Origin of the sequence: Microbacterium sp. zg-YB36 (assembly GCF_024623575.2) — a bacterium.
Lineage (GTDB): Bacteria > Actinomycetota > Actinomycetes > Actinomycetales > Microbacteriaceae > Microbacterium.
On the sequence record NZ_JANJFD020000014.1, the window covers coordinates 1 to 24,160 of the forward strand.

Here is a 24,160-nt window from a genome sequence, read left to right on the forward strand (position 1 = left end):
TCGGCGGCCATAGCGAGAGGGAAACGCCCGGATCCATACCGAACCCGGAAGCTAAGCCTCTCAGCGCCGATGGTACTGCAGGGGGGACCCTGTGGGAGAGTAGGACACCGCCGGACTTCTTTCGTGAAATGGCCACCCGCTGAAGGGTGGCCATTTCTCGTTAACGCGATCGAGAAGGATGCCGAGATGACGGACCAGCAGCGACCTAATGATGACGCGCGCCGGCGCCCGAACGATGCATCTGCGGACCGTCGCAGCGGTGGCGAGCGCAAGCCGTTCGTCAAGCGCGATGGTGAGCGCAAGCCGTTCGTGAAGCGTGATGGCGACCGCAATCCCTACACGCCTCGTGAGGGTGGTGACCGGAAGCCCTACACGCCTCGTGAGGGTGGCGACCGGAAGCCCTACACGCCTCGTGAGGGTGGCGACCGGAAGCCCTACACGCCTCGTGAGGGTGGCGACCGGAAGCCCTACACGCCTCGTGAGGGCGGTGACCGCAAGCCCTACACGCCCGGCGGGGACCGCAAGCCGTACGTGAAGCGCGACGGGGACCGCAAGCCTTACACCCCTCGGGATGGTGGCGACCGCAAGCCCTACACGCCCCGCGATGGTGGCGATCGTAAGCCGTATTCGCCTCGCGATGGTGGGGACCGCAAGCCTTACGCCCCTCGGGATGGTGGCGACCGCAAGCCTTACGCCCCTCGGGATGGTGGCGACCGCAAGCCCTACACCCCTCGCGATGGTGGCGACCGCAAGCCCTACACCCCTCGCGATGGTGGCGACCGCAAGCCCTACACGCCCCGCGATGGTGGCGACCGCAAGCCCTATACCCCTCGTGAGGGCGGGGACCGTAAGCCGTATTCGCCGCGTGATGGTGGCGACCGTAAGCCGTACGCCAAGCGCGACGGCGGCGGGCGCCCCTTCGACTCGCGTGACGATGGGCGCACGTCGCGACCGCCGCAGGAGCAGCGCGAGGCGGGTCCGCAGATTCCCGATGAGGTCACCGCTCGGGACCTGCATCCTTCGGCGCGCAATGAACTGAAGACGCTGAGCAAGGAGAACGCCGAGCAGGTCGGCCGTCACCTCGCGATGGCGGCCCAGCTCATCGACGACGATCCGCAGCTGGCGCACGAGCACGCGCTGGCAGCGGTCCGCCGCGCCGGTCGCATCGCTGTGGCTCGGGAGACCGCCGCGATCACGGCATACGCGATCGGCGACTTCGCCCTGGCGCTGCGGGAACTGCGCACGTATCGGCGAATCTCCGGCCGCGATGACCAGATCGCGCTGATGGTCGACAGTGAGCGCGGCGTCGGCCGCCCCGACCGTGCGCTCGAGGTCGGCCGCGCCGTCGACCGGGCGACGCTGCCCACCCCCGCGCGGGTGGAACTGGCGATCGCCATGTCGGGAGCGCGACTGGACCTCGGCGAGCCCGAGCGTGCGCTGTCCGAACTGGACATCCCGGAGCTTGACCCCGATCGCGCCTTCGAGTGGAGCCCTGCCCTGTTCTCCGCGCGCGCCACCGTGCTCGAGGAACTCGGCCGCACCGACGAGGCCGCCGAATGGCAGCGTCGCGCCGTCGTGGCCGCCGAGGCCATCGACGCGTCGCTGGGCCTGACCGGAGACGATGAGTTCCAGGTCGTCGATGAGGTCGAGGAGATCGCGATCGACGACGAGCCGGTCGAGGTCGCTGAGGCGCCGGCCGCCGTCGAGGCAGATTCGGAGCCCGAGCAGGCCGTCGAGGCAGATTCGGAACCCGAGCAGGCCGTCGCAGCAGCGCCCGAGCCCGAGTCCGAGCCGACGACCGACGCCGAGCCCAAGAAGGCCAAGAAGAAGGCAAAGAACGAGGCGAAGGCACAGGCCAAGGAGTCCAAGAAAAAGGACAAGGCGAAGGCCAAGGCCAAGAAGGACAAGAAGGACAAGAAGTCGAAGAAGGACAAGAAGTCCGACACGGCCACCGCCGCGACCTCCGAGGACTCGGACAAGTAGTGGGACTGTTCAGCCGCAGCACGACGCCGACGCCGACGCCGCTGGATGGCGTCGACGTCGTGCTCGCCGACCTCGACGGAGTCGTCTACGCCGGCCCCGGGCCGCTGCCGCACGCGATCGAGAGCCTCACTCGCGCGGGTCACGGCCGGCGCTTGGCCTACATCACCAACAACGCCTCCCGCACCGACGCGACCGTCGCCGCTCACCTGCGGGAACTCGGCTTGACCGAGACTCGGCCCGACGACGTCGTGACCAGCCCGCAGGCGGCCATGCGGCTGCTGCGGGAACGAGTCGCGCCCGGCGCCCGCATCCTCGTCGTCGGCGGCGACGGACTGACCGTGGAGGTCGAAAAGGCCGGTTACGCCGTCACGCGAAGCGCCGACGATTCGCCCGCCGCCGTCGTGCAGGGCTTCGCTCCCGATGTCGGCTGGCAGCACCTGGCCGAGGCGGCGTACGCGCTGGCCCTGCCCGAAGACGAAGGCGGCATCCCCTGGATCGCCACCAACACCGACTGGACGATCCCGCAGGAGCGTGGCATCGCACCAGGCAACGGCACGCTCGTGTCCGCCGTGCACACCGCCGTCGGGAGGTTGGCGGTGGTCGCCGGCAAGCCCGAACGACCCATCTTCGATGAGGCCGTCGCCCGCTTCGGCGCCGCCAGCCCGCTGTTCATCGGCGACCGTCTCGACACCGACATCGCCGGCGCGCAAGCCGCCGGCATCCCTTCGGTGCTCGTGCTCACCGGCGTCGACCGGCCCAAGCACGTGCTGGCCGCACCGGCACACTCGCGCCCGACGTACATCGTGGGGGACCTGCGGGAACTCCACGAGCCGTACCCCGAGGTGAAGACCGACGGCGACACGACCACCGTGCGTGACGCGGTCGTTCGCATCGACGGTCCCGACATCCACATCGTCTCGGAGGGGTCCCGCCCCATCGACCTCGTCCGGGCCGGTGCCGCCGCGATCTGGGCGACGGGCCGGGGCATTTTCGGGTTCCGTGTGCCGGAGCGTCTTTACGCCGACCCGTTCCACCGCCCCTGACTTCTCGCAGCAGCGCCTATCCTGGTGGCATGTCGATGGATGCCGCGCCCGAGCACCCCGACCCTGAGCAGCCGCAGCCCCGCGAGGACCTGCTGTCGGCTCTCGAGGTGATCGAGGACCAGCCGCTGGACGAGCGCGCCCAGGGATACGCGGCCCTGCACGACGAACTGGCACGGCGCCTGCAGTCCGGACCCGCCGACCCGTCGTCGGTATGACGGAGCGACTGGACGCCGCCGTCGCCGCGCGTGGCCTGGCCCGCTCCCGCACGCACGCCGCGCAGCTCATCACGGCCGGGCTGGTCAGCGTCGACGGCCACCCGGTCGTCAAGCCGTCGGCCCGCGCCGGCGAGGACGCAGTGATCACCGTCGCCGGGTCCGACCACTACGTCAGCCGCGCCGCGCACAAACTCATCGCCGCGCTCGACGCATTCGCCCTCGACGTGCACGGCCGGGTCGCGCTGGACATGGGGGCCTCCACCGGTGGCTTCACCCAGGTGCTGCGCGAACGCGGCGCCGACCCGGTGCTCGCCGTGGATGTCGGCCATGGTCAGCTCGCGGCAGCCATCGCCGCCGACCCCGGTGTGCGGGCGGTCGAGGGCTTCAACGTGCGTCACATGACGCGCGAGAACTTAGCTCACGCCGCCGGCATCGACGAGGCACCGTCGGTGGTCACTGGAGATCTGTCCTTCATCTCCCTCGACCACGTGCTGCCCGCCGTCGCGGGCGTCTGTGCGCCGGGCGGCGATGTCGTGCTGCTGATCAAGCCGCAGTTCGAAGTCGGACGCACCGGAGTGCGCGAGGGGGTCGTGCGCAACGCCGGCCTGCGCGCGGATGCCACGGCCGCCGTGCTCTGGTCGGCCTGGGACGCAGGACTGGGCACCTGCGGCCTTATCGCCTCGCCCATCGCCGGCACCCACGGCAACGCCGAATACCTCGTGCATCTGCGCCCGGGCGTCGACGGCAATCCGACAGAATGGTTGAGCACTGTGAATCGACTGGCGGAGACCGTATGACGCAGCCTCAGCGACGCATCCTCGTCGTCGTACACGCCCACCGCGGCGACAACGCCGACGCCGCGCGCCGGGTGTTCCAGGCGCTGCGCGCCGCCGACGCCCAGCCGGTGCTCGCGCCCGATGACCGCGCCGACCTCGATGCGCTCGACCTCGAGGGCGTGGCGACCCTCGGCGTCGACGTCACCGTCGACGACATCGAGCTGGCCATCGTGCTGGGCGGAGACGGCACGATCCTGCGCGCCGCAGAACTCGTCCGCGAGGGCACCGCACCGGTGCTGGGCGTGAACATGGGCCACGTCGGCTTTCTCGCCGAGATCGAGCGCGACGACATGGACGACGCGGTGCGCCGCGTCATCGCGCGCGACTACGAGGTCGAAGAGCGCATGGCGCTCTCGGTGCGCGTGAAGGACGCCACCAACACCGTGATCTACGAGACCTGGGCCCTGAACGAGGCCACGGTCGAGAAGGCGAGCCGCGAGCGCATGCTCGAGGTCGTGATCGAGATCGACGGCCGCCCTCTGTCGAGCTTCGGATGCGACGGCGTCGTCGTGTCCACTCCCACCGGCTCCACGGCATACAACTTCTCCGGCGGCGGCCCCGTGGTGTGGCCGACGGTGGAGGCGATCTGCGTCGTCCCGCTGTCGGCGCATGCGCTGTTCGCCCGGCCGCTGGTGGTCGGGCCGGAAGCGGCGGTGGCGATCGAGGTGCTCGACCGCACCAACGGCGTGGGGATTCTCTGGTGCGACGGCCGTCGCTCCCACGACCTGCCGCCCGGTGCGCGCGTCGTCGTGCGGCGTTCGGTCGACCCGGTGCGGCTGGCGCGCCTGCATCCGGCGGCGTTCACCGACCGGCTGGTGCGCAAGTTCCGCCTCCCCGTCGGCGGCTGGCGTGGACCGGCGGGCCCGCTGGACGTGGAGGCGCCGTGAGCTGCCCGCCGACGAGGGGGGCGACGCCGTGATCGAGGAGATCCGCCTGCGCGACCTCGGGGTCATCGCCCAGGCGACCCTGCCGATGGGCCGCGGATTCACCGCTATCACCGGTGAGACCGGCGCGGGCAAGACGATGGTCGTCACCGGGCTCGGACTGCTGCTGGGCCAGCGGGCCGACTCCGGCGCCGTGCGGTCGGGTGCTCCTCAGGCATCCGTCGAGGGCACCTGGATCGTGCCGGAGACCGGCGCCGTCGCCGAGCGCGTGCGGGAAGCCGGGGGAGACCTGGAGCCCATCGGGGGTGGCGACGCCGAGCTGTACCTCGCCAGGACGCTCTCCAGCGAGGGCCGCAGCCGCGCCACCGTCGGCGGGCGTACTGCCCCGGCCGGCGTGCTCGCCGACCTCGCCGACCAGCTGGTGGTCGTGCACGGGCAGTCCGACCAGCTGCGGCTGCGCTCCGCCGTCGCCCAGCGCGACGCGCTGGACCGATTCGCGGGGGCACCGGTGGCGACCGCGCTGGCGGATTACCGCGACGCGTACGAACGCTGGCGTGCACTCGAGCGCGAACTGACCGGACTCACCGGCGACCGCGACGCCCGTGCCCGCGAGGCAGAAGACCTGCGGCAACTGCTCGCCGACATCGAACGCGTCGACCCGCAGCCGGGGGAAGACGACGACCTGGCCCGCCGCGCCGAGCGCCTGGCGCACGCCGAGGACCTGCGCGTCGCCGCCGCGCTGGCACACGCCACGCTGTCCTCGGACGAGGATGCTCCCGATGTCGTCACCCTCGCGGCAGAGGCCCGACGCGCCCTGGAACGGGCCGCCGAACGCGACGACACCCTCGCGCCGCTGGCCGAACAGGCCGCCGACATCGGCTACCGCGCCACCGATCTCGCTCAGGCGCTGTCGGGGTACCTCGCCGACCTGGACGAGACCGGCCCGCAGGAGCTGGCCGCGACGCTGGAGCGTCGCGCCGAACTGGCGACCCTGTCCCGCGTGCACGGCACGGTGGATGCCGCGATCGCGCTGCTGCAGACCGGTTCGGCGCGCCTGGCCGAACTCGACGACGACGGTGACCGCATCGGACGCCTCGCCGAGGAACGCGACGCCGCGGCATCCGTCCTCGACGCCGCCGCCACCGCCCTCACCGCCGCCCGTACCGCCGCCGCCGAACGCCTCGGCGCCGCGGTGACCGAGGAACTGCACGCCCTCGCGCTGCCGGACGCGCGACTGGTGGTCGATGTGACCGCGGGTGTGGCGTCGGCCAGCGGCCGCGACGACGTGACGATCCTGCTCGCCCCGCACCCGGGCGCGGAGCCGCGGCCGGTGGCGAAGGGCGCGTCCGGCGGCGAGCTCAGCCGCGTGATGCTGGCGCTGGAGGTCGTGATCGCCTCATCCGACCCGGTGCCGACGTTCGTGTTCGACGAGGTGGATGCCGGTATCGGCGGTGCCGCCGCCATCGAGGTGGGCCGGCGCCTGGCGCGCCTGGCCGAATCGTCGCAGGTCGTCGTGGTGACCCACCTCGCGCAGGTGGCCGCGTTCGCGGGCAACCACCTGTCCGTCGTGAAGGCGAACGACGGCTCGGTGACCGCCTCCAGCGTGCGCCGGCTGGAGGGCGCCGACCGGGAAGCGGAGATGGCTCGGCTGCTGTCGGGAATGGCCGATTCCGATGCGGCGTTGACACATGCACGCGAGCTGCTGAACCTCGGCGCTGCAGGACTGATAGGATAAAAGCCCGTGACGGAAACTTCTAACTCGGGCCTTTTTTCAAGCGACACCACTAGGCACATCTTCGTGACCGGCGGTGTCGTTTCTTCGTTGGGGAAGGGCCTGACCGCGGCGAGCCTCGGCAATCTGCTCACCGCCCGCGGGCTGCGCGTGGTCATGCAGAAGCTCGATCCCTACCTGAACGTCGATCCCGGGACGATGAACCCGTTCCAGCACGGTGAGGTGTTCGTCACCGACGACGGCGCCGAGACCGACCTCGACATCGGCCACTACGAGCGCTTCCTCGACATCGAGTTGAGCCAGGCCGCCAACGTCACGACCGGCCAGATCTACTCGCAGGTGATCGCCAAGGAGCGCCGCGGTGAGTACCTGGGCGACACCGTGCAGGTCATCCCGCACATCACCGATGAGATCAAGCGCCGCATGCGGCTGCAGGCGAGCGAAGAGCCCCGCCCCGACGTGATCATCACCGAGATCGGCGGCACCGTCGGCGACATCGAGTCGCAGCCGTTCATCGAGGCGGCGCGGCAGATCCGTCACGAACTGGGCCGCGGCAACGTGTTCTTCGTGCACGTCTCGCTGGTGCCGTTCATGGGTGCGTCCGGCGAGCAGAAGACCAAGCCGACCCAGCACTCGGTCGCAGCTCTCCGCTCCATCGGCATCCAGCCCGACGCCCTCGTGCTGCGCAGCGACCGACCCGTCACCGAGTCGAACAAGCGCAAGATCGCGCTCATGTGCGACGTCGACGAGGATGCCGTCGTCAACGCGGTGGATGTGCCGAGCATCTACGACATCCCGACCATGCTCAACGAGCAGGGCCTGGACGACTACATCGTGCGCGCACTGGACCTTTCCACGGCGGCCGAGGTCGACTGGACCCGCTGGAACACCGTGCTGCAGGCAGTGCACAACCCCAAGCACGAGGTCACCATCGGCCTGGTCGGCAAGTACATCGACCTGCCGGATGCCTACCTGTCGGTGACCGAGGCGCTCAAGGCCGGCGGCTTCGGCCAGGAGACCAAGGTGCAGATCACCTGGATCCCCTCCGACCTGTGCGAGACGCCCGAGGGGGCAGCGAAGGCGCTCGCCAGCGTCGACGGGATCGTGGTGCCCGGCGGGTTCGGCATCCGCGGCATCGAGGGCAAGCTCGGCGCGCTGCGCTTCGCGCGTGAGCAGGGCATCCCCACGCTGGGCATCTGCCTCGGCCTGCAGTGCATGGTCATCGAGTACGCCCGCAACGTCGTCGGGCTCGAAGGCGCGTCCTCGAGCGAGTTCGACCCCGACACGCAGTTCCCCGTGATCGCCACGATGGCCGAGCAGGTGGACATCCTCGCCGGCGGCGACCTGGGCGGCACCATGCGTCTCGGGATCTACCCCGCGCAGCTGTCCGAAGGCTCGCTGGCGGCGGAGCTGTACGGCGCGGACGTCGCCCTTGAGCGTCACCGTCACCGCTACGAGGTCAACAACCGCTACCGCGACCAGATCGCCGAAGCGGGCATGGTGTTCTCCGGCGTGAACCCCGACCTGGGGCTGGTGGAGTACGTGGAGTTGCCCCGGGATGTGCACCCGTACTACATCGCCACGCAGGCCCACCCCGAGCTGCGATCGCGTCCTACCGCGCCGCACCCGCTGTTCCGCGGCCTCATCGCCGCGGCGGTGGAGCGGCACCGCGCCAGCGAGCTGTTCGACGTCGAGAATGCCTGACCTCGCCGGCGCGGACCTGCGCGACGAACCGGTCAGCCACGAGGTCACCCGCAGCGATGTCGTCTACAACGGCCATGTGTGGGATGTCCGCCGCGACAGCGTGCGCTACGGCGACGGCGAGATCGTGCGCGACTACGTCGTGCACACCGGCGCGGTGGCCGTCGTGGCGCTGGACGAGGAGGGGCGGATGCTGCTGATCCAGCAGTACCGGCATCCGATCCGCGCCCGCGACTGGGAGATCCCGGCAGGGCTGCTCGACGTCGAGGGCGAACCGCCCGCGGAGACCGCCAAACGGGAGCTGGCCGAAGAGGCCGATCTCGTCGCGGCCGAGTGGGAGCCGCTGCTGAGCTTCCACTCGTCGCCGGGCGGCAGTGACGAGGTGCTGCACGTCTTCCTCGCGCGGGGACTGTCGGCCGCCGCCGAGGTGCATGCCCGCGGCGAGGAGGAGCGCGACATCGAACTGGCCTGGGTGCCGGTGGACGACGTGATCACCGGCGTGCTCGAGGGGCGGCTGCGCAACGGCCCGCTCGCGATCGGCGCCTTCGCTGCCGCGGAGAGCCTGCGTCGTGCCGGCACCGCGCCGGCAGCGGGAGCCGCCGGGGCCTGACATGCGAGTGGATCGCGCGATCGACGCCTACCTGCGACACGTGGCGATCGAGCGCGGACTGTCCGAGCACACCAGCGCGGCCTACCGGCGGGATCTCGCCGGCTACGCGCAGTGGCTCGACGAACACGACGTCGGCGACACCGACGCGGTGACCGCCGATGTCGTGTCGTCGTTCATCGCCGACCGTGCCGCCGCCGATCCGCCGCCGGCGGCATCGAGCCTGGCGCGGCTGCAGTCCGCGGTGCGGTCGTTTCACCGCTTCCTCGCCCGCGAGCAGATCGCCGGCGACGACCCCACCGGGCGGCTGCGGCCGCCGAAGGCCGCGCGCCGGCTGCCGAAGGCGCTGACGATCGACCAGGTGGAGGCGCTGTTGGATGCCTCGGGCCCGGCGGCATCCGATGCGGCGCCCGGCGACCTGGTCGGGATGCGCGATCGTGCGCTGCTGGAGCTGTTGTACGCCACGGGGGCGCGCATCTCCGAGATCGTGCAGCTGGACGTCGACGACCTCGCGCACGGCGACGTGCTGCGCGTGCGGGGCAAGGGCGACAAGGAGCGCATCGTGCCGATCGGCTCCTACGCCCGCGCCGCCGTCGATGCCTACCTCACGCGGGTGCGCCCGGAGCTGTCGCGCCGCGGTGCCGCGACGCCGCGGCTGTTCCTGGGGGTGCGCGGGGCGCCGCTGTCACGGCAGAGTGCGTGGGCGGTGATCCGGCAGGCCGCCGAGCGCGCGCAGCTGGCCGCGCACGTGTCGCCGCATACGCTGCGGCATTCGTTCGCCACGCACCTGCTGCAGGGCGGTGCGGATGTGCGCGTCGTGCAGGAGTTGCTCGGTCACGCCTCGGTCGCGACGACCCAGATCTACACCTACGTGTCGCCCGACGCGCTGCGCGACGTCTACGCCACCTCCCACCCCCGCGCCCGCTGACCCCGCCCCCGCCCCACCCCATTCGCCGAGACCACAGCTGGTCGCCGAGACCGTGGGAACCTCCCATCGTTTCGGCGACCAGCTGTGGTCTCACGGTCCGGGGAGTTTCTACGGCGGGGTGAGAAGCGGGGGAGGGACGGATGCCGACAGACTGTGGGGCATGTCGAACACCACCGCGGTCCTCGTGCGCCCGTCCCGGGGGCTTGCGATCTTCTGGATCGTCGCGGCCCTCGCCGGGTGGATCGTCTCGTTCCTGCTGTACCAGGAGTACATCGGCCAGCTCACCGGCGCCGACGCGCTCATCTCATGCCAGATCAGCGTGCTGGTCACCTGCGGGCCGAACCTGCTGTCGGCCGGCGGCAACCTCCTCGGGTTCACCAACTCGATCATCGGCATCACGCTGTTCCTCGGGCCGATCTACGCCGGAGTGAGCGCACTGGCCGCCCCGCACGGGCTGCGGCTGTGGTTCTGGCGCGTGTTCACCGTGTTCCTGCTCGCCGGGTTCCTGCTCGTGCACTTCTTCGCCTACCGGAGCGTGTTCGAATACGGGTCGCTCTGCCCCTGGTGCATGGTGGTGTGGCTCGTGACCATTCCGCTCTTCTGGTTCTCGTTCGGCTGGGCGCTGCGCGACGGGGTGTGGGGACGGATGCCGCGGATCGGCCAGACGCTGCTGACCTGGTCGCCGCTGATCACCGTGCTCAACTACGCCGTGATCGCCATCGTGGCGCAAGTGCGACTGGACGTGCTCGGCAGCCTGTGACCCGCCGATTGGCGCGCTGGCGCTCCCTCCTGCCAATGTAAGTGGTTGGACCTCCTCGAGGCCCTTGCACCCACGTACGAAACAGAGAGACACACGCTATGAAGCTTGCTCACCCCAAACTCGCCGCTGCCGCCGTCGTCGCGATCGGCATGATGGCCCTGAGCGGCTGCGGGTCGGCCCAGTTCCCCACCCAGGGCGCAGAACCCGAGCGCGACGAATCCAGCGGAGAGATCACCGAGAGCAACGACAGCGTCGATGTCTTCTCGATCCGCGTCGGTGACTGCCTGAACACCTCCGAACTCACCGGCGAGACCGAAGTCGAGAGCGTCCCGGTCGTTCCCTGCGACGAGGAGCACGAGGACGAGGTCTACTACGGCTTCGACACCACCACTGCCGGGTCGGAGTTCCCGGGCGAGGAAGCTCTCGCCGCCGAGGCCGATGAGACGTGCATCGCGGAGTTCGCCGGCTTCGTCGGTGTGAGCTACGAGGAATCCGCGCTCGAATACTGGCCGATGTACCCCAGCGAGGGCTCATGGGCCGGCGATGACCGCGAGATCCTCTGCATGGTCTACGACCCGGCAGGCATGGTCACCGGCACCCTGGCCGGCGCAGCGCGCTGACCCGCCGGCGCCGGAGGGCGTGTCACCGCGCGCCCTCCGGCGTTCCCGCCGGTGATGACTACAATCGATGCAGGGGAACGCAGAGGTAGGAGCATCGGTGGCGGGTAAGGCAAAGGCAGCGCAGGCTGCAGCGGGGGACACTCCGATCGGTCCCACCGGTCGCCCCTATCGGGGATTCCCGACTCCACCGAAGCTCGACGGACACGGTCCCGCCCGCATCATCTCCCTCTGCAACCAGAAGGGCGGTGTCGGCAAGACGACGTCCACCATCAACCTGGCTGCGTCCCTCGCCGAATACGGTCGCCGCGTGCTGGCCGTCGACTTCGACCCGCAGGGTGCGCTGTCGGCCGGTCTCGGCATCGCGACGCACGAGATCCCGACGATCTACGACCTGCTGCTGGATCCCAAGCGCGACCCGCATGAGGTCATCGTCAAGACCGCCGTCGAGGGCCTGGATCTCATCCCCGCCAACATCGACCTGTCTGCCGCCGAAGTGCACCTGGTCAACGAGGTCGCCCGCGAGACGATCCTCGCCCGGGTGCTGCGCAAGGTCGCGGGGGAGTACGACGTCATCCTGGTGGACTGCCAGCCGTCGCTCGGACTGCTGACGGTGAACGCGCTGACGGCCAGCCACGGCGTGCTCATTCCGCTGGAATGCGAGTTCTTTGCGCTCCGCGGCGTCGCACTGCTCATCGAGACCATCGACAAGGTGCGCGATCGCCTGAACCCCTCGATCGAACTCGACGGCGTGCTCGCGACGATGTACGACCCTCGTACGCTGCACTCGCGCGAGGTGCTGGAGCGGGTCGTCGACGCGTTCGGTGACGACGTGCTCGAGACCGTCATCGGCCGCACCGTGAAGTTCCCCGACGCCTCGGTGTCGGGCGTTCCCATCATCGAGTTCGCACCGGAGCACCCGGCTGCCCAGGCTTACCTGCGGCTGGCGCGGGAGCTGGTCGCCCGTGGCGCCGTCGCCTGACGACGAGCTGTCTCCCGTCGTCGACGCCCCGGAAAACTCCGGCACCGAGGTAAGCGCGGATGCCGATACGGATGCCGCCGCCACCGGGTTCCGCGTATCGCTGGACGTCTTCGACGGCCCGTTCGACCTGCTGCTCACGCTGATCTCCAAGCACGAGCTCGACATCACCGAGGTTGCCCTCAGCCGGGTGACCGACGAGTTCATCGCCTACTTGCGGTCGGCCGAGACCGCCGAGCAGCTCGAGGAGGCATCCGAGTTCCTCGTCGTGGCGGTGACGCTGCTGGACATGAAGGTCGCAGGTCTCCTGCCGCAGGGCGAACTGGTGGATGCCGAATCGGTGGCGCTGCTGGAAGCGCGGGATCTGCTGTTCGCGCGGCTGCTGCAGTACCGCGCGTTCAAGGAAGTGTCCGGCTGGTTCGCGCAGCGGCTGCAGGCCGAGGATCGCCGGCACACCCGCTCGGTGCGGCTCGAGGAGAAGTACCGTCGCGCCGTGCCGGAACTGGTGTGGACGCTCTCGCTCGACGACTTCGCGGCGCTGGCCGTACTGGCGATGACGCCGAAGGAGATCCCGCACATCGGGCTGGACCACCTGCACGCGCCGCTGGTGAGCATCCGCGAGCAGGCGGCGGTGGTCGTGACACTGCTGCGCGCCGCCGGCTCCCTCAACTTCCGGGACCTCATCGCCGGGGTGAACCAGACCGGCATCGTCGTGGCCCGGTTCCTCGCCGTGCTCGAGCTCTACCGCCACGCCGCCCTCTCGTTCGAGCAGCTTGAGCCGCTCGGCGAACTCACCCTTCGCTGGACCGCCGAACGCTGGTCGGACGACAGCCTCGCCTCTTTGGGAGCCGACTATGACAGATGACCGTTCGACACCGTCCCCGACCGAGTCGGTCCCCGTGACCGATGTCGAGCCGGTCCAGCGTCCGCAGGACACCGGATCGGTCGCCCAGCGGCTGGAAGCGATTCTGCTGATCGTCGACGAGCCGCAGTCGCTGGTGAGCCTCGCGGCCGCCGTCGGTGCGCCCGTCGCCGCGGTGCGCCAGGCGATCGAGACGCTTGTAGCCGACTACGACGGCGAGGCAGCCGGTCCCCGCCGCGGATTCGAACTGCGCGAAGTCGGAGGCGGCTGGCGGTTCTACGTGCGCGCTGAGCACGACGGTCTCGTCTCGGAGTTCGTCAACTCGCAGGCACCGTCCCGGCTGTCGCAGGCGGCGCTGGAGACCCTCGCCGTCATCGCGTACAAGCAGCCGGTCACGCGCAGCCAGGTGGCATCCATCCGCGCCGTCAACGTCGACTCCGTGGTGCGCACACTCGTGGCGAGAGGGCTCATCACCGAGCTGTTCACCGACCCCGAGACCGGCGCCATCAACTACGGCACGACCGACGCGCTGCTGGTGAACCTCGGCATCAACTCGCTCGACGAACTGCCGCACATCTCGCCACTGCTCGATGACGGTGCCGACGGATTCGACGTGGAGGGTGTGCGATGAACGCGCGACAGGAACAGGGACCGGACGAAGACAGGACGCTGGACACCGAGGGCGTGCGGCTGCAGAAGGCGCTCGCGAACGCGGGGGTGGCCTCCCGCCGCGTGTCGGAGAACCTGATCGTCGAAGGCCGGGTGCGGGTGAACGGCCAGGTCGTCACGGAACTGGGCTCGCGCATCGATCCCGAGGTCGACCTCATCGACGTCGACGGCACCGTGATCCAGCTGGACCAGTCCAAGCGCTACGTCATGCTCAACAAGCCCACCGGTGTCGTCAGCTCCATGAAGGACGACCAGGGGCGCCAGGATCTGCGCAGCTTCACCCAGGACTGGCCGGAGCGGCTGTACAACGTCGGACGATTGGATGCCGAGACGAGTGGGCTGCTGGTGCTCACCAACGACGGCGACCTGGCGCACGTGCTGGCGCACCCGTCGTTCGGGGTGACCAAGGTGTACATCGCCAAGGTGACCGGCCGCGTCACAGCGCAGACGATCGCACGGCTGACCCGGGGCATCGAGCTGGAAGACGGCCCGATCGCGGCCGACAAGGCGCGACTGCTGGACACCTCGGGGGAGACCAGCCTGGTCGAACTCACGCTGCACTCCGGCCGCAACCGCATCGTGCGTCGCATGATGTCGGAGGTCGCGCACCCCGTCATCGAGCTGGTGCGCCGCCAGTTCGGACCGCTCCACCTGGGAACGCTCCCGGCTGGGCGGGCACGTGAGTTGACTACAGTGGAACGCGGCGCGCTGCTGACTTTGGCGCGCGAAGCGACGCAGGGGGCGTCGCCGGGCGACCAGGAGACGCAGTGACCGATTCGACACCAGGGCCGCTCGCCGCGCGCGTGCAGGGCCCGGTTCGCATCGTGGGTGCCGGGCTGCTGGGATCCAGCATCGGCCACGCACTTGTTGCGCTCGGAATCGACGTCGTGCTGCACGACACCTCACCCGCACAGCTGCGCCTGGCCATCGACTACGGTGCCGGCCGGGCCGAGCGCGACGGCGACCAGCCGGTGCTCGTGGTCGTGGCGGTACCTCCGGATGTCACCGCCGATGTGATCGAGCGCGAACTGGCAGCCTTCCCCGGCGCCGTCGTGACCGACGTCGCCAGCGTCAAGCTCGCACCCCTGCGTCAACTGCGCGAACGCGGCGTCGACCTCACCCGCTACATCGGCTCGCACCCGCTCGCCGGTCGTGAGCGCGGTGGCGCGATCGCCGCGCGCGCCGACATCTTCACCGGTCGGCCGTGGGTGGTCTGCCGTGACGGCGAGACCCGGCCCAGCGACTTGGCCCTCGTCGAAGCGCTGGCATTGGACCTCGGCGCCACCCCGATCGAAATGAGCCCCGAGGAGCACGACCGCGCCGTCGCGCTGACGTCCCACGTGCCGCAGCTGGTCGCGAGCCTGCTCGCCGGCCGGTTTGTCGACGCCCCCGACGGCTCGCTACGCCTGGCAGGTCAAGGGGTGCGTGACACCACGCGCATCGCCGCATCGGCTCCAGAGCTGTGGGTGCAGATCCTCGGCGCCAACGCCGCACCCGTCGTCGACGTGCTCGACGCGCTTGCCGGTGACCTCACCGCCGTCGCCGCGGCACTGCGTGCCCCGGAGGCACCGGGTGCCCGCCGCGACGTGGCCGACATGATCCGCCGTGGCAACGACGGGGTGGAACGTCTCCCCGGCAAGCACGGCCAGAACCGCCGGTTCGAGCCGGTCGTGGTGATGGTCGATGACCGGCCGGGCCAGCTCGGCCGCCTCTTCGGCGACCTCGGCGAACTCGACGTCAACGTCGAGGACCTGCGCCTGGAGCACTCTCCGGGCGCCCAGTTCGGTCTCGCCGAGGTCAGCGTCCTCCCCGCCGCAGTACGGCGCACGGTCGAGGGCCTCACCGAGCGCGGATGGAAGATTGCGAGCACCAATGACTGAGCCGATCGTCGTCGCCATCGACGGCCCCGCCGGCAGCGGCAAGTCGAGCGTGTCCAAGCAGGCCGCACGACGCCTGCACTTCGGCTACCTCGACACCGGGGCCGCGTATCGCGCCTTGGCGTGGCACGCCCTGCAGCACGGCATCGATACCTCGGACGCCATCGCGGTGCTCGACGCCGCCGGAGACTTCGACTACGCGATTTCGCTTGACCCCGACGACTACTGGGTGCGGGTGGGCGACACCGACGTGACCGACGCGATCCGCGATCCGCGGGTCACCGCCGCCGTCAGCGGTGTGGCGCGGGTGCCGGCGGTGCGTCAGGCGGTCAACGCGCTGTTCCGCGCGCTCGTGGCATCCTCCGGCCGCCCCGGTGTGGTCGTCGAGGGTCGCGACATCACGACCGTCGTCGCCCCGGACGCGCCGGTGCGGATCCTCCTCACCGCCGCGCCCGAGGTTCGGGCGGCGCGCCGCAGCGCCGAGGTGGCGACGCAGGATGCCGCCGCCGTCGCGGCCGCACTGCATCGCCGCGATGCTGCAGACGCGCAGGTCGTGGATTTTTTGACCGCCGCGCCGGGAGTCACAGTCATCGACTCGACGGCATTGGATTTCGAACAGACTGTGGGCGCCGTTCTCGACGTCGTCCGCGCAGAGACGGGAGCGCATCATGGGCGCTGAAGAAGAATACGAAGGCGGACCTGACAATCTCGCCGAGAAGCTCGCCGACATGGACGAGGAGCTCGCCGAACAGCGCGCGGCGACACTGCGCGCCTCGCTGTCGGACTACGAGCTCGACGACGAGGATGCCGACCTGCTGCACGGCGTTGAGCTGGGTGAGGACGGCATCGTATACACGCCGGCCCTGCCGGTGGTGGCGATCGTCGGCCGGCCGAACGTCGGCAAGTCCGCGCTGGTCAACCGTATCCTCGGCCGCCGTGAGGCCGTCGTGGAGGACACCCCCGGGGTGACCCGTGACCGCGTCACCTACAAGGCGGAGTGGATGGACCGCCAGTTCACCGTCGTCGACACCGGTGGCTGGGAGCCCGACGCCCGCGGCATCGACCGCTCGGTGGCGCTCCAGGCCGAGATCGCGATCGAGCTGTGCGACGTCGTGATCTTCGTCGTGGACGCGATGGTCGGCGCGACCTCCACCGACGAGCACGTCGTGCGGTTGCTGCGCAAGAGCGGCAAGCCCGTCTTCCTCGTCGCGAACAAGATCGACGACCAGCGGCACGAGCCGGAAGCGGCGGCGCTGTGGAACCTGGGACTGGGGATGCCATACCCGGTGTCGGCCATCCACGGCCGCGGCGTGGCCGACCTGCTCGACGAGATCATGAAGGTGCTGCCGGAGGTTTCGGCAGTGGCCAAGCAGGAGATCGGCGGGCCGCGACGCGTTGCGATCCTCGGCCGACCGAACGTGGGCAAGTCGTCGCTGCTGAACAAGGCCGCGGGCGAAGAGCGCGTCGTCGTCAACGAGCTCGCCGGGACCACCCGCGACCCCGTCGACGAGGTCGTGGAGCTGGGCGGCAAGCTGTGGCGCCTGGTCGACACCGCCGGCATCCGTCGCCGGGTGCACCTGCAGCAGGGTGCCGACTTCTACGCGTCACTGCGCACGTCGGCGGCGCTGGAGAAGGCCGAAGTGGCCGTGGTCGTGCTCGATGTCAGCCAGCCGCTGAGCGAGCAGGACGTGCGCATCATCGACCTCGTGATCGAATCCGGCCGTGCGCTGGTGCTGGCGTTCAACAAGTGGGATCGCCTCACCGATGACGACATGGAGAACATCGACCGGCGCCGCTACCTGGAGCGCGAGATCGAGAAGGACCTCGCCCACGTGGCGTGGGCGCCGCGGGTGAACATCTCCGCCCGCACCGGCCGTCACCTCGACAAGCTCGTCCCCGCTCTGGAGACGTCGCTGGCGTCGTGGGATCAGCGCATCCCGACCGGCAAGTTCAATGCGTTCCTGTCCGAGCTGGTCGCCGAGCACCCGCATCCGCTGCGCGGCGGCAAGCAGCCCCGCATCCTGTTCGGCACGCAGGCGTCCACCCGGCCGCCGACCTTCGTGCTGTTCACGACCGGCTTCCTCGACCCCGGCTACCGCCGGTTCATCCAGCGACGACTGCGGGAGATCTACGGCTTCGAGGGAACCCCGATCGTAACCAACATGCGCGTGCGGGAGCGCCGCCAGCGCTGACCTTGCGTCCCCGGTTCCGGCGCCGCCGGCATCCGTGAGAAACCAACTTCGGGCTGAGACATCGCGCATTGCGTGGTTTCTCAGCCCGAAAGTGGTTTGTCGAGGGCGCGGGGCGGTCAGCGCACCATGAAGCGCGCGAAGCGGGCGGTGGGGATGCCGGCGAGGGAGGCCTCGCGCGACGGCCCCGCCGCGCGGGGGAGCGGCGTGCGGGTTCCGGTCTCCCGGAACCGCTGCACCGCCCACGACTGCACCCCCGCGTCGGCGAGCCGGCAGCCGAGGTCGGCCAGCCCCGATTCGTCGATCGCGGTGGAGTGCACCGTGGTGCGCACCTCGTAGTCCAGCGGCCGGTCGGTGCCCTTGCGCAGCGCGTGCTGAGCGAGCACGAGTTCCAGCGACCGCCAGGCGCGCTCGCTCGCGCCGGTGCTGCCGGTGACAGCCGCGTAGTTCCCGGCCGTCGCCTTGATGTCCAGCCCGACCCAGTCCGCCAGCGGCAGGATGCGCGCCAGCTGCCGCGGATACGCGCCTCCGGTGTGCAGCCCGACGGCGAAGCCGCGCTCGCGCACCGCGACCATCGCGGGCCGCAGCGCCGCCTGCATCGTCGGTTCGCCGCCCGAGAAGACCACCGCGTCCAGCAGCCCGACGCGGGTGTCGAGAAAGGCGGCGACCTCGCCCCAGCTCATCGCCGCCGCCGCACGCGGCGGGATGAGCGCGGGGTTGTGGCAGTAGAAGCAGTCCCACGGGCAGCCCTGCAGGAACACCGTCGCGGCCAGTTTGTCGGGCCAGTCCACGGTCGACAGGCGAGTGAGGCCCGCGATGCGCAGACCCTCGGGTGAGTCACTCCTCACGCGGGTGCTCCGACGGGCTGCAGCGTGGCACCCTGCTTCTCCTGGTCGAAGTACACCCGCTCGGCCGCTTCGCCCTTCTTGCCGATGTTGAACGACGACACGGGACGGAAGTACCCCATGACGCGCGTCCACACCTCGCACTCGGCGCCGCATCGCGGGCAGCTGGGCAGGTCGCCCGACAGGTAGCCGTGGGCGGGGCAGATCGAGAACGTGGGCGTGATGGTGATGTAGGGCAGTCGGAACCGTTCCAGCGAACGGCGCACGAGCGCCTTGCACGCCTGTGCGGATGCCACGGCCTCGCCCATGTACAGGTGCAGCACGGTGCCGCCGGTGTACTTGCCCTGCAGCCCCTCCTGCAGCGCCATCGCCTCGAAGGCGTCGTCGGTGTACCCCACGGGCAGCTGCGACGAGTTCGTGTAGTAGGGGTTGGCGTCGGTACCGGCGTGGATGATGCCCTCGTAGCGGGCGATGTCCTCCTTGGCGAAGCGGTACGTCGCGCCCTCGGCGGGGCTGGCCTCCAGGTTGTACATGTGGCCGGTCGCCTCCTGGAACTCCACCATGCGCGCACGCACGTGGTCCAGCAGCCGGCTCGCCAGCGCGATGCCCGACTCGGTGGTGATGTCGTCGGTGTCGCGGGTGAAGTTGCGGACGAACTCGTTCAGGCCGTTGACGCCGATCGTGGAGAAGTGGTTGTCCAGCGAGCCGAGGTAACGCTTGGTGTACGGGAAGAGCCCGCCTCTGATGTGCGTGTCGATGACGATGCGCTTGGCCTCGAGGGTGTCGCGGGAGATCTCGAGGAGTTCATCCAGCCGGGCGATGGCGGCAGCTTCGTCGCCGGAGTGCACGAACCCGAGGCGCGCGCAGTTGATCGTCACGACGCCGAGCGACCCGGTCTGCTCCGCCGAGCCGAACAGGCCGTTGCCTCGCTTGAGCAGCTCGGTCAGATCCAGCTGCAGGCGGCAGCACATGGACCGGATCATGTGGGGGTCGAGGTCGGAGTTGATGAAGTTCTGGAAGTAGGGCAGGCCGTACTTGGCGGTCATCGCGAACAGCGCGTCGACGGCCGGGTCCTCCCACTGGAAGTCCTTCGTGATGTTGTAGGTGGGGATCGGGAAGGTGAAGGCGCGGCCGTCCTCGTCGCCCTCGGCTAAGACGTCGATGAATGCCTGGTTGATCAGGGCCATCTCCACGGTCAGCTCGCCGTAGGAGAAGTCGCACACCTCGCCGCCGATGAGCGGGCGCTGCTCAGCGAGGTCGTCGGGCACGGTCCAGTCGAAGGTGAGGTTGGTGAACGGCGTCTGGGTGCCCCACCGCGACGGCACGTTGAGATTGAACACGAACTCCTGGATCGCCTGGCGTACTTCGGCGTACGTGAGCTGGTCGAGGCGGACGAACGGGGCGAGGTAGGTGTCGAACGAGCTGAACGCCTGCGCGCCCGCCCATTCGTTCTGCAGCGTGCCGAAGAAGTTGACCATCTGACCGAGGGCGCTGGTGAGGTGCTTCGGCGGGCGGGAGGAGATCTTTCCCGGCACGCCGTTGAAGCCCTGTTCCAGGAGGGTGCGCAGCGACCATCCGGCGCAGTAGCCGGCGAACATGTCGAGGTCGTGGATGTGCAGGTCGCCGTTGCGGTGGGCGGTGCCGGCCTCGGGGGCGTAGACCTCGTCGAGCCAGTAGTTGGCGATGAGCTTGCCGGAGGTGTTGAGGATGAGCCCGCCGAGCGAGTAGCCCTGGTTCGCGTTGGCGTTGACCCGCCAGTCGGCGCGGGAGAGGTACTCGTTGATGGTCGTACCGACCGCGACGGAGCGTGGTGCGGACGGGGCGGAATCGGTGCTCATCTGGGTTCCTCTGGAGGGTGGGTGCTCGACGGGATGCCGCGGATGCGGTGCTCGGGATCACCACTATATATATGTGGTCAGACCTCACCATTAACCTATATGTAGTGTCCACAGCGGATGCCGCGGTGAGCGCGATCGCGATTGTGGGGCCGCACAGCGGCGCGCGCCGCTGCCGGATCCGCGCGGACCCCGGGTGTATAAGTGGCCCGTCTCGTCGGGTATGCCAGGGTGGGAGGGTGACGATCGTCCCTCCCGCTCCGGATGAGCCGCGTCGGCCCGACGGCCCGCGCAACCCCGGCGATGCCTGGGTCGTCGCCGACGACGGCACGCGCTACTGGGGGCGGTTCGGTGCGGCGGGGCTGCTCGCGCTGGATGCCGAGCGCGGCATCCTGATGCAGCATCGCGTGTCGTGGAGTCACTTCGGCGACACGTGGGCGCTGCCGGGAGGCGCGCGCCACGAGCACGAGAGTGCGGCCGATGCGGCGCTGCGGGAGTCGGCGGAGGAAGCGGGGGTCCCGCCCACCGCCGTGCGGCCGCGGCTGCTGAGTACGCTCGATCTCGGCGTCTGGACGTACGGCACGCTGCTGGCCGACGTGGTGGAGCCGTTCGAGCCCGTCATCAGCGACCCGGAGAGCCGGGAGCTGGCGTGGGTGCCGGTGGACGAGGTCGACCGCCACCCGCTGCATCCGGGGTTCGCCGATTCCTGGCCGGCGCTGCGTGATCTGCTGCAGGTGCGTCCCGCGATCGTGGTCGACGCGGCGAACGTGGTCGGCTCGGTGCCCGACGGGTGGTGGCGAGACCGCTCGGGGGCGGCATCGCGGTTGCTCGCGCGGCTCGCGCAGTGGGCGCGCGGCGGCATCGACGGTGCCGGGCTGGATCTGCCCGACGCGCGGTGGTATCCCGAGGTGTCGGTGGTGCTGGAGGGCGCGGCTCGCGACGCACCCGATGAGCCCGGTCTCCACGTCGTGCGTGCCGAGGCCGCCGGCGACGACACGATCGTCGCGGAGGCCGCGCGCCTCGTGACCGCCGGCCGCACCGTCACCGTCGTTACCGCCGACCGAGAGCTCTCGGTTCGCGTCGCGGATGCCGGAGCCGCGGTGCGGGGACCTGGGTGGCTGCTGGACCGGATGCCGGGGCGCGCGTAGCCCGGCGGAAACGACGAAGGGCCGGCAGCCAAAGCTGCCGACCCTTCGCAAGGACGTGATCAGTGACCGACGGGAAGCGCCTCGCCGTGCGGGGCGTCCTCGGTCGTGGCGGGCTTGCGCACGAAGCACGCGAGCACCACGGCCGCCGAGGCGACGATCGCCCCGGTGAGGAACGCAACGTGCACACCCGAGGCCGTAGCGGCGATGACGCCCGCACCCTCGGACATGGCGGCCGCGGCCTGCACCGACATCAGGGTGACGAACACCGCGGTGCCGGCGGCGCCGGCGACCTGCTGGATGGTGCCCATGATCGCGCTGCCGTGCGGGTACAGCCGCCGCGGCAGCGAGCCCAGTGCCGAGGTCAGCAGGGGAGTGAAGACGAAGCCGAGCCCCAGGTTGAGGGTCATGTGCACCGCGATGATCCAGCCGATGGAGGTGCCGACGTCGTAGGTGGTCATGCCCCACAGGGCGGCCGCGGCGACGATCATGCCCGGGATGACCAGCGGCGTGGGGCCGTACTTGTCGAACAGTGAGCCGACGATGGGCGCGATGACGCCCATCAGCACGCCGCCGGGGAGCAGCATCAGGCCGATGGTGATCGTCTTGAGCTCGAGTACCGTCGACAGGTACATCGGCAGCAGCACGAGCGAGCCGAACAGGGCCGCCATGACGATCACGACGAGCGTGATGGCCAGGCTGAAGGACTTGGACTGGAACACGCGCAGGTCGAGCAGGGCGTTGTCGCTCTTCTGCAGGTGCAGCTGGCGGGCGACGAAGGCCGCCAGTCCCAGCGCGCCGATGACGAGCGGAACCCAGAACGGCACGACCTCGTTGTCCGATGCGGCCTCACCGATCGAGCTGAGACCGAAGATCAGGCCGCCAAAGCCGAGGGCTGAGAACAGCACGCTGATCGCGTCGAAGCGCGCGTGGGAGGTCTCGGTGACGTTGCGCACCCAGAGAGCGCCGAGCGTGGCGGCGATGAGGGCGATCGGCAGGACGAGCCAGAACAGCCAGCGCCAGTCGAACGCTGACAGGATGACGCCGGAGACGGTCGGGCCGACGGCCGGAGCCACCGCGATGACGATGGAGATGACACCCATCATGCGGCCGCGGTGGGAGGGGGCCACGATGGACAGCACCGTGGTGAACAGCAGCGGCATCATGATGGCCGTGCCGGATGCCTGCACGACGCGGCCGAGCATCAGCACGCCGAAGCCCGGTGCAAGTGCGGCGATGAGCGTGCCGACGATGAACAGGCTCATCGCGGTGAGGTACACACCGCGCAGCGGGAAGCGGGCCAGCAGGTAGCCGGTGAGTGGGATCACCACGGCCATTGTGAGCAGGAAGCCGGTGGTTAGCCACTGCGCGGTGCTGGCGGTGATGCCGAGGTCGTCCATCAGGCTCGGCAGGGCGACGCTCATGATCGTCTCATTGAGGATGACGACGAAGGCCGACACCACCAGGAGGGCGATCACGACGCCGGGCCGGGGAACAGGGGATGGAGCGAGGGTGGGCTGAGTGCCCGTGTCGGTCGGGGTCTTCTCGAGGGTCATGCGGTCTTTCCGATAGGGGCGCGCGCAGCGTCCGGCGAGCGGAAGCTTGCCGATGCGTTGGCACGCGGAGACCGGCGCGTTCGTCAGGGCGCGCCGAAGAGCGACGTCAATCATGGCAGAGAGTGCCATCTTGGCGCAAACTGTATGATCGTCGCATGCAGACCGCTGCCCCTACCCCCACGGATGCCGGCGAAGAGCCGCTCGGTCTTCGTGAGCGGCGCCGTCGGGAGACGCTGCGCGAGGTGTCGGATGCCGCTCTGGACCTCTTCGAGCGCAAGGGCGTGCACGCGACGACGGTCGATGAGATCGCCAAGGCCGCTGGGGTGTCGCCGCGGACGTTCTTCCGGTATTTCCCGACGAAAGAGGACGCGGCCTTCATCACCGATGTCGAGCCGTCGCCGATTCACCGCTGCACGGTCGATGCCATCCGGGCCGGCGCGCCGGTGGCGCGAGCGCTCGAGGCGGGCTGGATGCAGGTGTTCGGCGAGTTCGACGTCGACCCCGACGCGCGGGCACGGATGCTGCGGCTGCGTCAGCTGGTGCAACACGAACCTGCGCTGCTGGCAGTGGCACTGCGCAACGATGCCGAGAGCGCCGATGCGCTGACGGATGCCGCGGTGGATGCCGCCGGTGCCGACGCCGACGTGCTGACGGCGCGGGCTCTGGTCACCACGGTTGCCGGCACTGTGCGGCTGGCCTTCGATGAATGGGCCCGGCGTGCCGAGCTCGGTCAGGAGGCGTCGGTTCGCGACATCTACCTGGAGTTGCGGCGCGGTCTGGCGCGCTACGTGGAGCAGTTGGGGGATCCGGTCTAGTCACGCTTCCTCCCCAGATGCGGATCTGTGGAGTTGTCCACAACCCCAGGTCAACCCCGATTTCAGCGTCGCTCAATGTCGG

At 69.9% G+C, this 24,160-nt stretch carries 23 protein-coding genes and 1 rRNA gene; 21 read left to right on the forward strand and 3 right to left on the reverse strand.

The window, feature by feature from the left end; all coding sequences use genetic code 11:
• The 19 genes from rrf to der all read left to right on the forward strand — a co-directional run bounded on the left by rrf (position 1) and on the right by der (position 17,885).
• A 5S ribosomal RNA gene (gene rrf, locus NQ151_RS16015) occupies positions 1 to 116 on the forward strand.
• A gap of 70 nt (positions 117 to 186) precedes the next feature.
• Entirely contained in the window at positions 187 to 1,983 is a 1,797-nt protein-coding gene (locus NQ151_RS16020; protein ID WP_257528699.1) for a primosomal protein, read from the forward strand.
• Positions 1,983 to 3,026, forward strand: a complete 1,044-nt coding sequence (locus NQ151_RS16025) for an HAD-IIA family hydrolase (protein ID WP_257510218.1) — start codon at positions 1,983 to 1,985, stop codon at positions 3,024 to 3,026. Before NQ151_RS16020 ends, NQ151_RS16025 begins: the two co-directional genes overlap by 1 nt.
• Before the next feature lie 29 nt (positions 3,027 to 3,055).
• The gene (locus tag NQ151_RS16030; RefSeq protein WP_374113828.1) at positions 3,056 to 3,241 is read left to right on the forward strand and encodes a hypothetical protein; all 186 of its coding nucleotides are present in this window, start codon (positions 3,056 to 3,058) and stop codon (positions 3,239 to 3,241) included.
• Entirely contained in the window at positions 3,238 to 4,038 is an 801-nt protein-coding gene (locus tag NQ151_RS16035; RefSeq protein WP_257510219.1) for a TlyA family RNA methyltransferase, read from the forward strand. Before NQ151_RS16030 ends, NQ151_RS16035 begins: the two co-directional genes overlap by 4 nt.
• Positions 4,035 to 4,964 (forward strand): NAD kinase, encoded by a 930-nt coding sequence (locus NQ151_RS16040; RefSeq protein WP_257510220.1) that lies wholly within the window; start codon positions 4,035 to 4,037, stop codon positions 4,962 to 4,964. Before NQ151_RS16035 ends, NQ151_RS16040 begins: the two co-directional genes overlap by 4 nt.
• 28 nt (positions 4,965 to 4,992) lie before the next feature.
• Positions 4,993 to 6,696: a DNA repair protein RecN gene (gene recN / locus NQ151_RS16045; RefSeq protein WP_257528729.1), complete on the forward strand. Its 1,704-nt coding sequence runs from the start codon at positions 4,993 to 4,995 to the stop codon at positions 6,694 to 6,696.
• A gap of 6 nt (positions 6,697 to 6,702) precedes the next feature.
• A complete protein-coding gene (gene pyrG, locus NQ151_RS16050) occupies positions 6,703 to 8,397 on the forward strand; it encodes a CTP synthase (RefSeq protein WP_257528700.1) in 1,695 nt (564 codons plus the stop codon).
• Entirely contained in the window at positions 8,390 to 9,004 is a 615-nt protein-coding gene (locus NQ151_RS16055; RefSeq protein WP_257528701.1) for an NUDIX domain-containing protein, read from the forward strand. The genes pyrG and NQ151_RS16055 overlap by 8 nt, the downstream gene beginning before the upstream one ends.
• Position 9,005: 1 nt before the next feature.
• Positions 9,006 to 9,929: a site-specific tyrosine recombinase XerD gene (gene xerD, locus NQ151_RS16060; RefSeq protein WP_257510223.1), complete on the forward strand. Its 924-nt coding sequence runs from the start codon at positions 9,006 to 9,008 to the stop codon at positions 9,927 to 9,929.
• 160 nt (positions 9,930 to 10,089) lie between these two features.
• On the forward strand, positions 10,090 to 10,689 hold the full coding sequence (locus tag NQ151_RS16065; protein ID WP_257528702.1) for a vitamin K epoxide reductase family protein: 600 nt from the start codon (positions 10,090 to 10,092) through the stop codon (positions 10,687 to 10,689).
• Between the two features lie 98 nt (positions 10,690 to 10,787).
• Entirely contained in the window at positions 10,788 to 11,309 is a 522-nt protein-coding gene (locus tag NQ151_RS16070; RefSeq protein ID WP_257510225.1) for a septum formation family protein, read from the forward strand.
• A gap of 97 nt (positions 11,310 to 11,406) precedes the next feature.
• A complete protein-coding gene (locus NQ151_RS16075; RefSeq protein ID WP_257510226.1) occupies positions 11,407 to 12,288 on the forward strand; it encodes a ParA family protein in 882 nt (293 codons plus the stop codon).
• A gap of 100 nt (positions 12,289 to 12,388) precedes the next feature.
• Positions 12,389 to 13,150 carry a segregation and condensation protein A gene (locus NQ151_RS16080; protein WP_257528730.1) on the forward strand — a complete coding sequence of 254 codons (762 nt, stop codon included), beginning with the start codon at positions 12,389 to 12,391 and terminating at the stop codon, positions 13,148 to 13,150.
• On the forward strand, positions 13,140 to 13,778 hold the full coding sequence (scpB, locus tag NQ151_RS16085; protein ID WP_257510227.1) for an SMC-Scp complex subunit ScpB: 639 nt from the start codon (positions 13,140 to 13,142) through the stop codon (positions 13,776 to 13,778). The genes NQ151_RS16080 and scpB overlap by 11 nt, the downstream gene beginning before the upstream one ends.
• Positions 13,775 to 14,587: a pseudouridine synthase gene (locus NQ151_RS16090; protein WP_257528703.1), complete on the forward strand. Its 813-nt coding sequence runs from the start codon at positions 13,775 to 13,777 to the stop codon at positions 14,585 to 14,587. The genes scpB and NQ151_RS16090 overlap by 4 nt, the downstream gene beginning before the upstream one ends.
• Positions 14,584 to 15,696 carry a prephenate dehydrogenase gene (locus NQ151_RS16095; RefSeq protein ID WP_257510229.1) on the forward strand — a complete coding sequence of 371 codons (1,113 nt, stop codon included), beginning with the start codon at positions 14,584 to 14,586 and terminating at the stop codon, positions 15,694 to 15,696. The genes NQ151_RS16090 and NQ151_RS16095 overlap by 4 nt, the downstream gene beginning before the upstream one ends.
• Positions 15,689 to 16,372 carry a (d)CMP kinase gene (cmk, locus tag NQ151_RS16100; RefSeq protein WP_257510230.1) on the forward strand — a complete coding sequence of 228 codons (684 nt, stop codon included), beginning with the start codon at positions 15,689 to 15,691 and terminating at the stop codon, positions 16,370 to 16,372. Before NQ151_RS16095 ends, cmk begins: the two co-directional genes overlap by 8 nt.
• Positions 16,362 to 17,885, forward strand: coding sequence for a ribosome biogenesis GTPase Der (gene der / locus NQ151_RS16105; protein WP_257510231.1), 1,524 nt, complete (start codon positions 16,362 to 16,364; stop codon positions 17,883 to 17,885). The genes cmk and der overlap by 11 nt, the downstream gene beginning before the upstream one ends.
• Before the next feature lie 116 nt (positions 17,886 to 18,001).
• Here the strand turns inward: der and NQ151_RS16110 are convergent, their stop codons facing one another.
• Both NQ151_RS16110 and NQ151_RS16115 read right to left on the reverse strand, forming a co-directional pair.
• The gene (locus NQ151_RS16110) at positions 18,002 to 18,730 is read right to left on the reverse strand and encodes an anaerobic ribonucleoside-triphosphate reductase activating protein (RefSeq protein ID WP_257528704.1); all 729 of its coding nucleotides are present in this window, start codon (positions 18,728 to 18,730) and stop codon (positions 18,002 to 18,004) included.
• Positions 18,727 to 20,565, reverse strand: a complete 1,839-nt coding sequence (locus tag NQ151_RS16115; RefSeq protein WP_257528705.1) for a ribonucleoside triphosphate reductase — start codon at positions 20,563 to 20,565, stop codon at positions 18,727 to 18,729. Before NQ151_RS16115 ends, NQ151_RS16110 begins: the two co-directional genes overlap by 4 nt.
• Before the next feature lie 236 nt (positions 20,566 to 20,801).
• Here NQ151_RS16115 and NQ151_RS16120 point away from each other — a divergent pair, with 236 nt between their 5' ends.
• Entirely contained in the window at positions 20,802 to 21,710 is a 909-nt protein-coding gene (locus NQ151_RS16120) for an NUDIX domain-containing protein (protein WP_257528706.1), read from the forward strand.
• A 59-nt stretch (positions 21,711 to 21,769) separates the two neighbouring features.
• Here NQ151_RS16120 and NQ151_RS16125 read toward each other — a convergent pair whose 3' ends face one another.
• Entirely contained in the window at positions 21,770 to 23,263 is a 1,494-nt protein-coding gene (locus tag NQ151_RS16125; RefSeq protein WP_257528707.1) for an MDR family MFS transporter, read from the reverse strand.
• A 155-nt stretch (positions 23,264 to 23,418) separates the two neighbouring features.
• On the opposite strand from NQ151_RS16125, the gene NQ151_RS16130 reads away from it, so the two are divergent.
• Positions 23,419 to 24,078, forward strand: coding sequence for a TetR family transcriptional regulator (locus tag NQ151_RS16130; RefSeq protein ID WP_257510236.1), 660 nt, complete (start codon positions 23,419 to 23,421; stop codon positions 24,076 to 24,078).
• Positions 24,079 to 24,160: the final 82 nt, after the last annotated feature.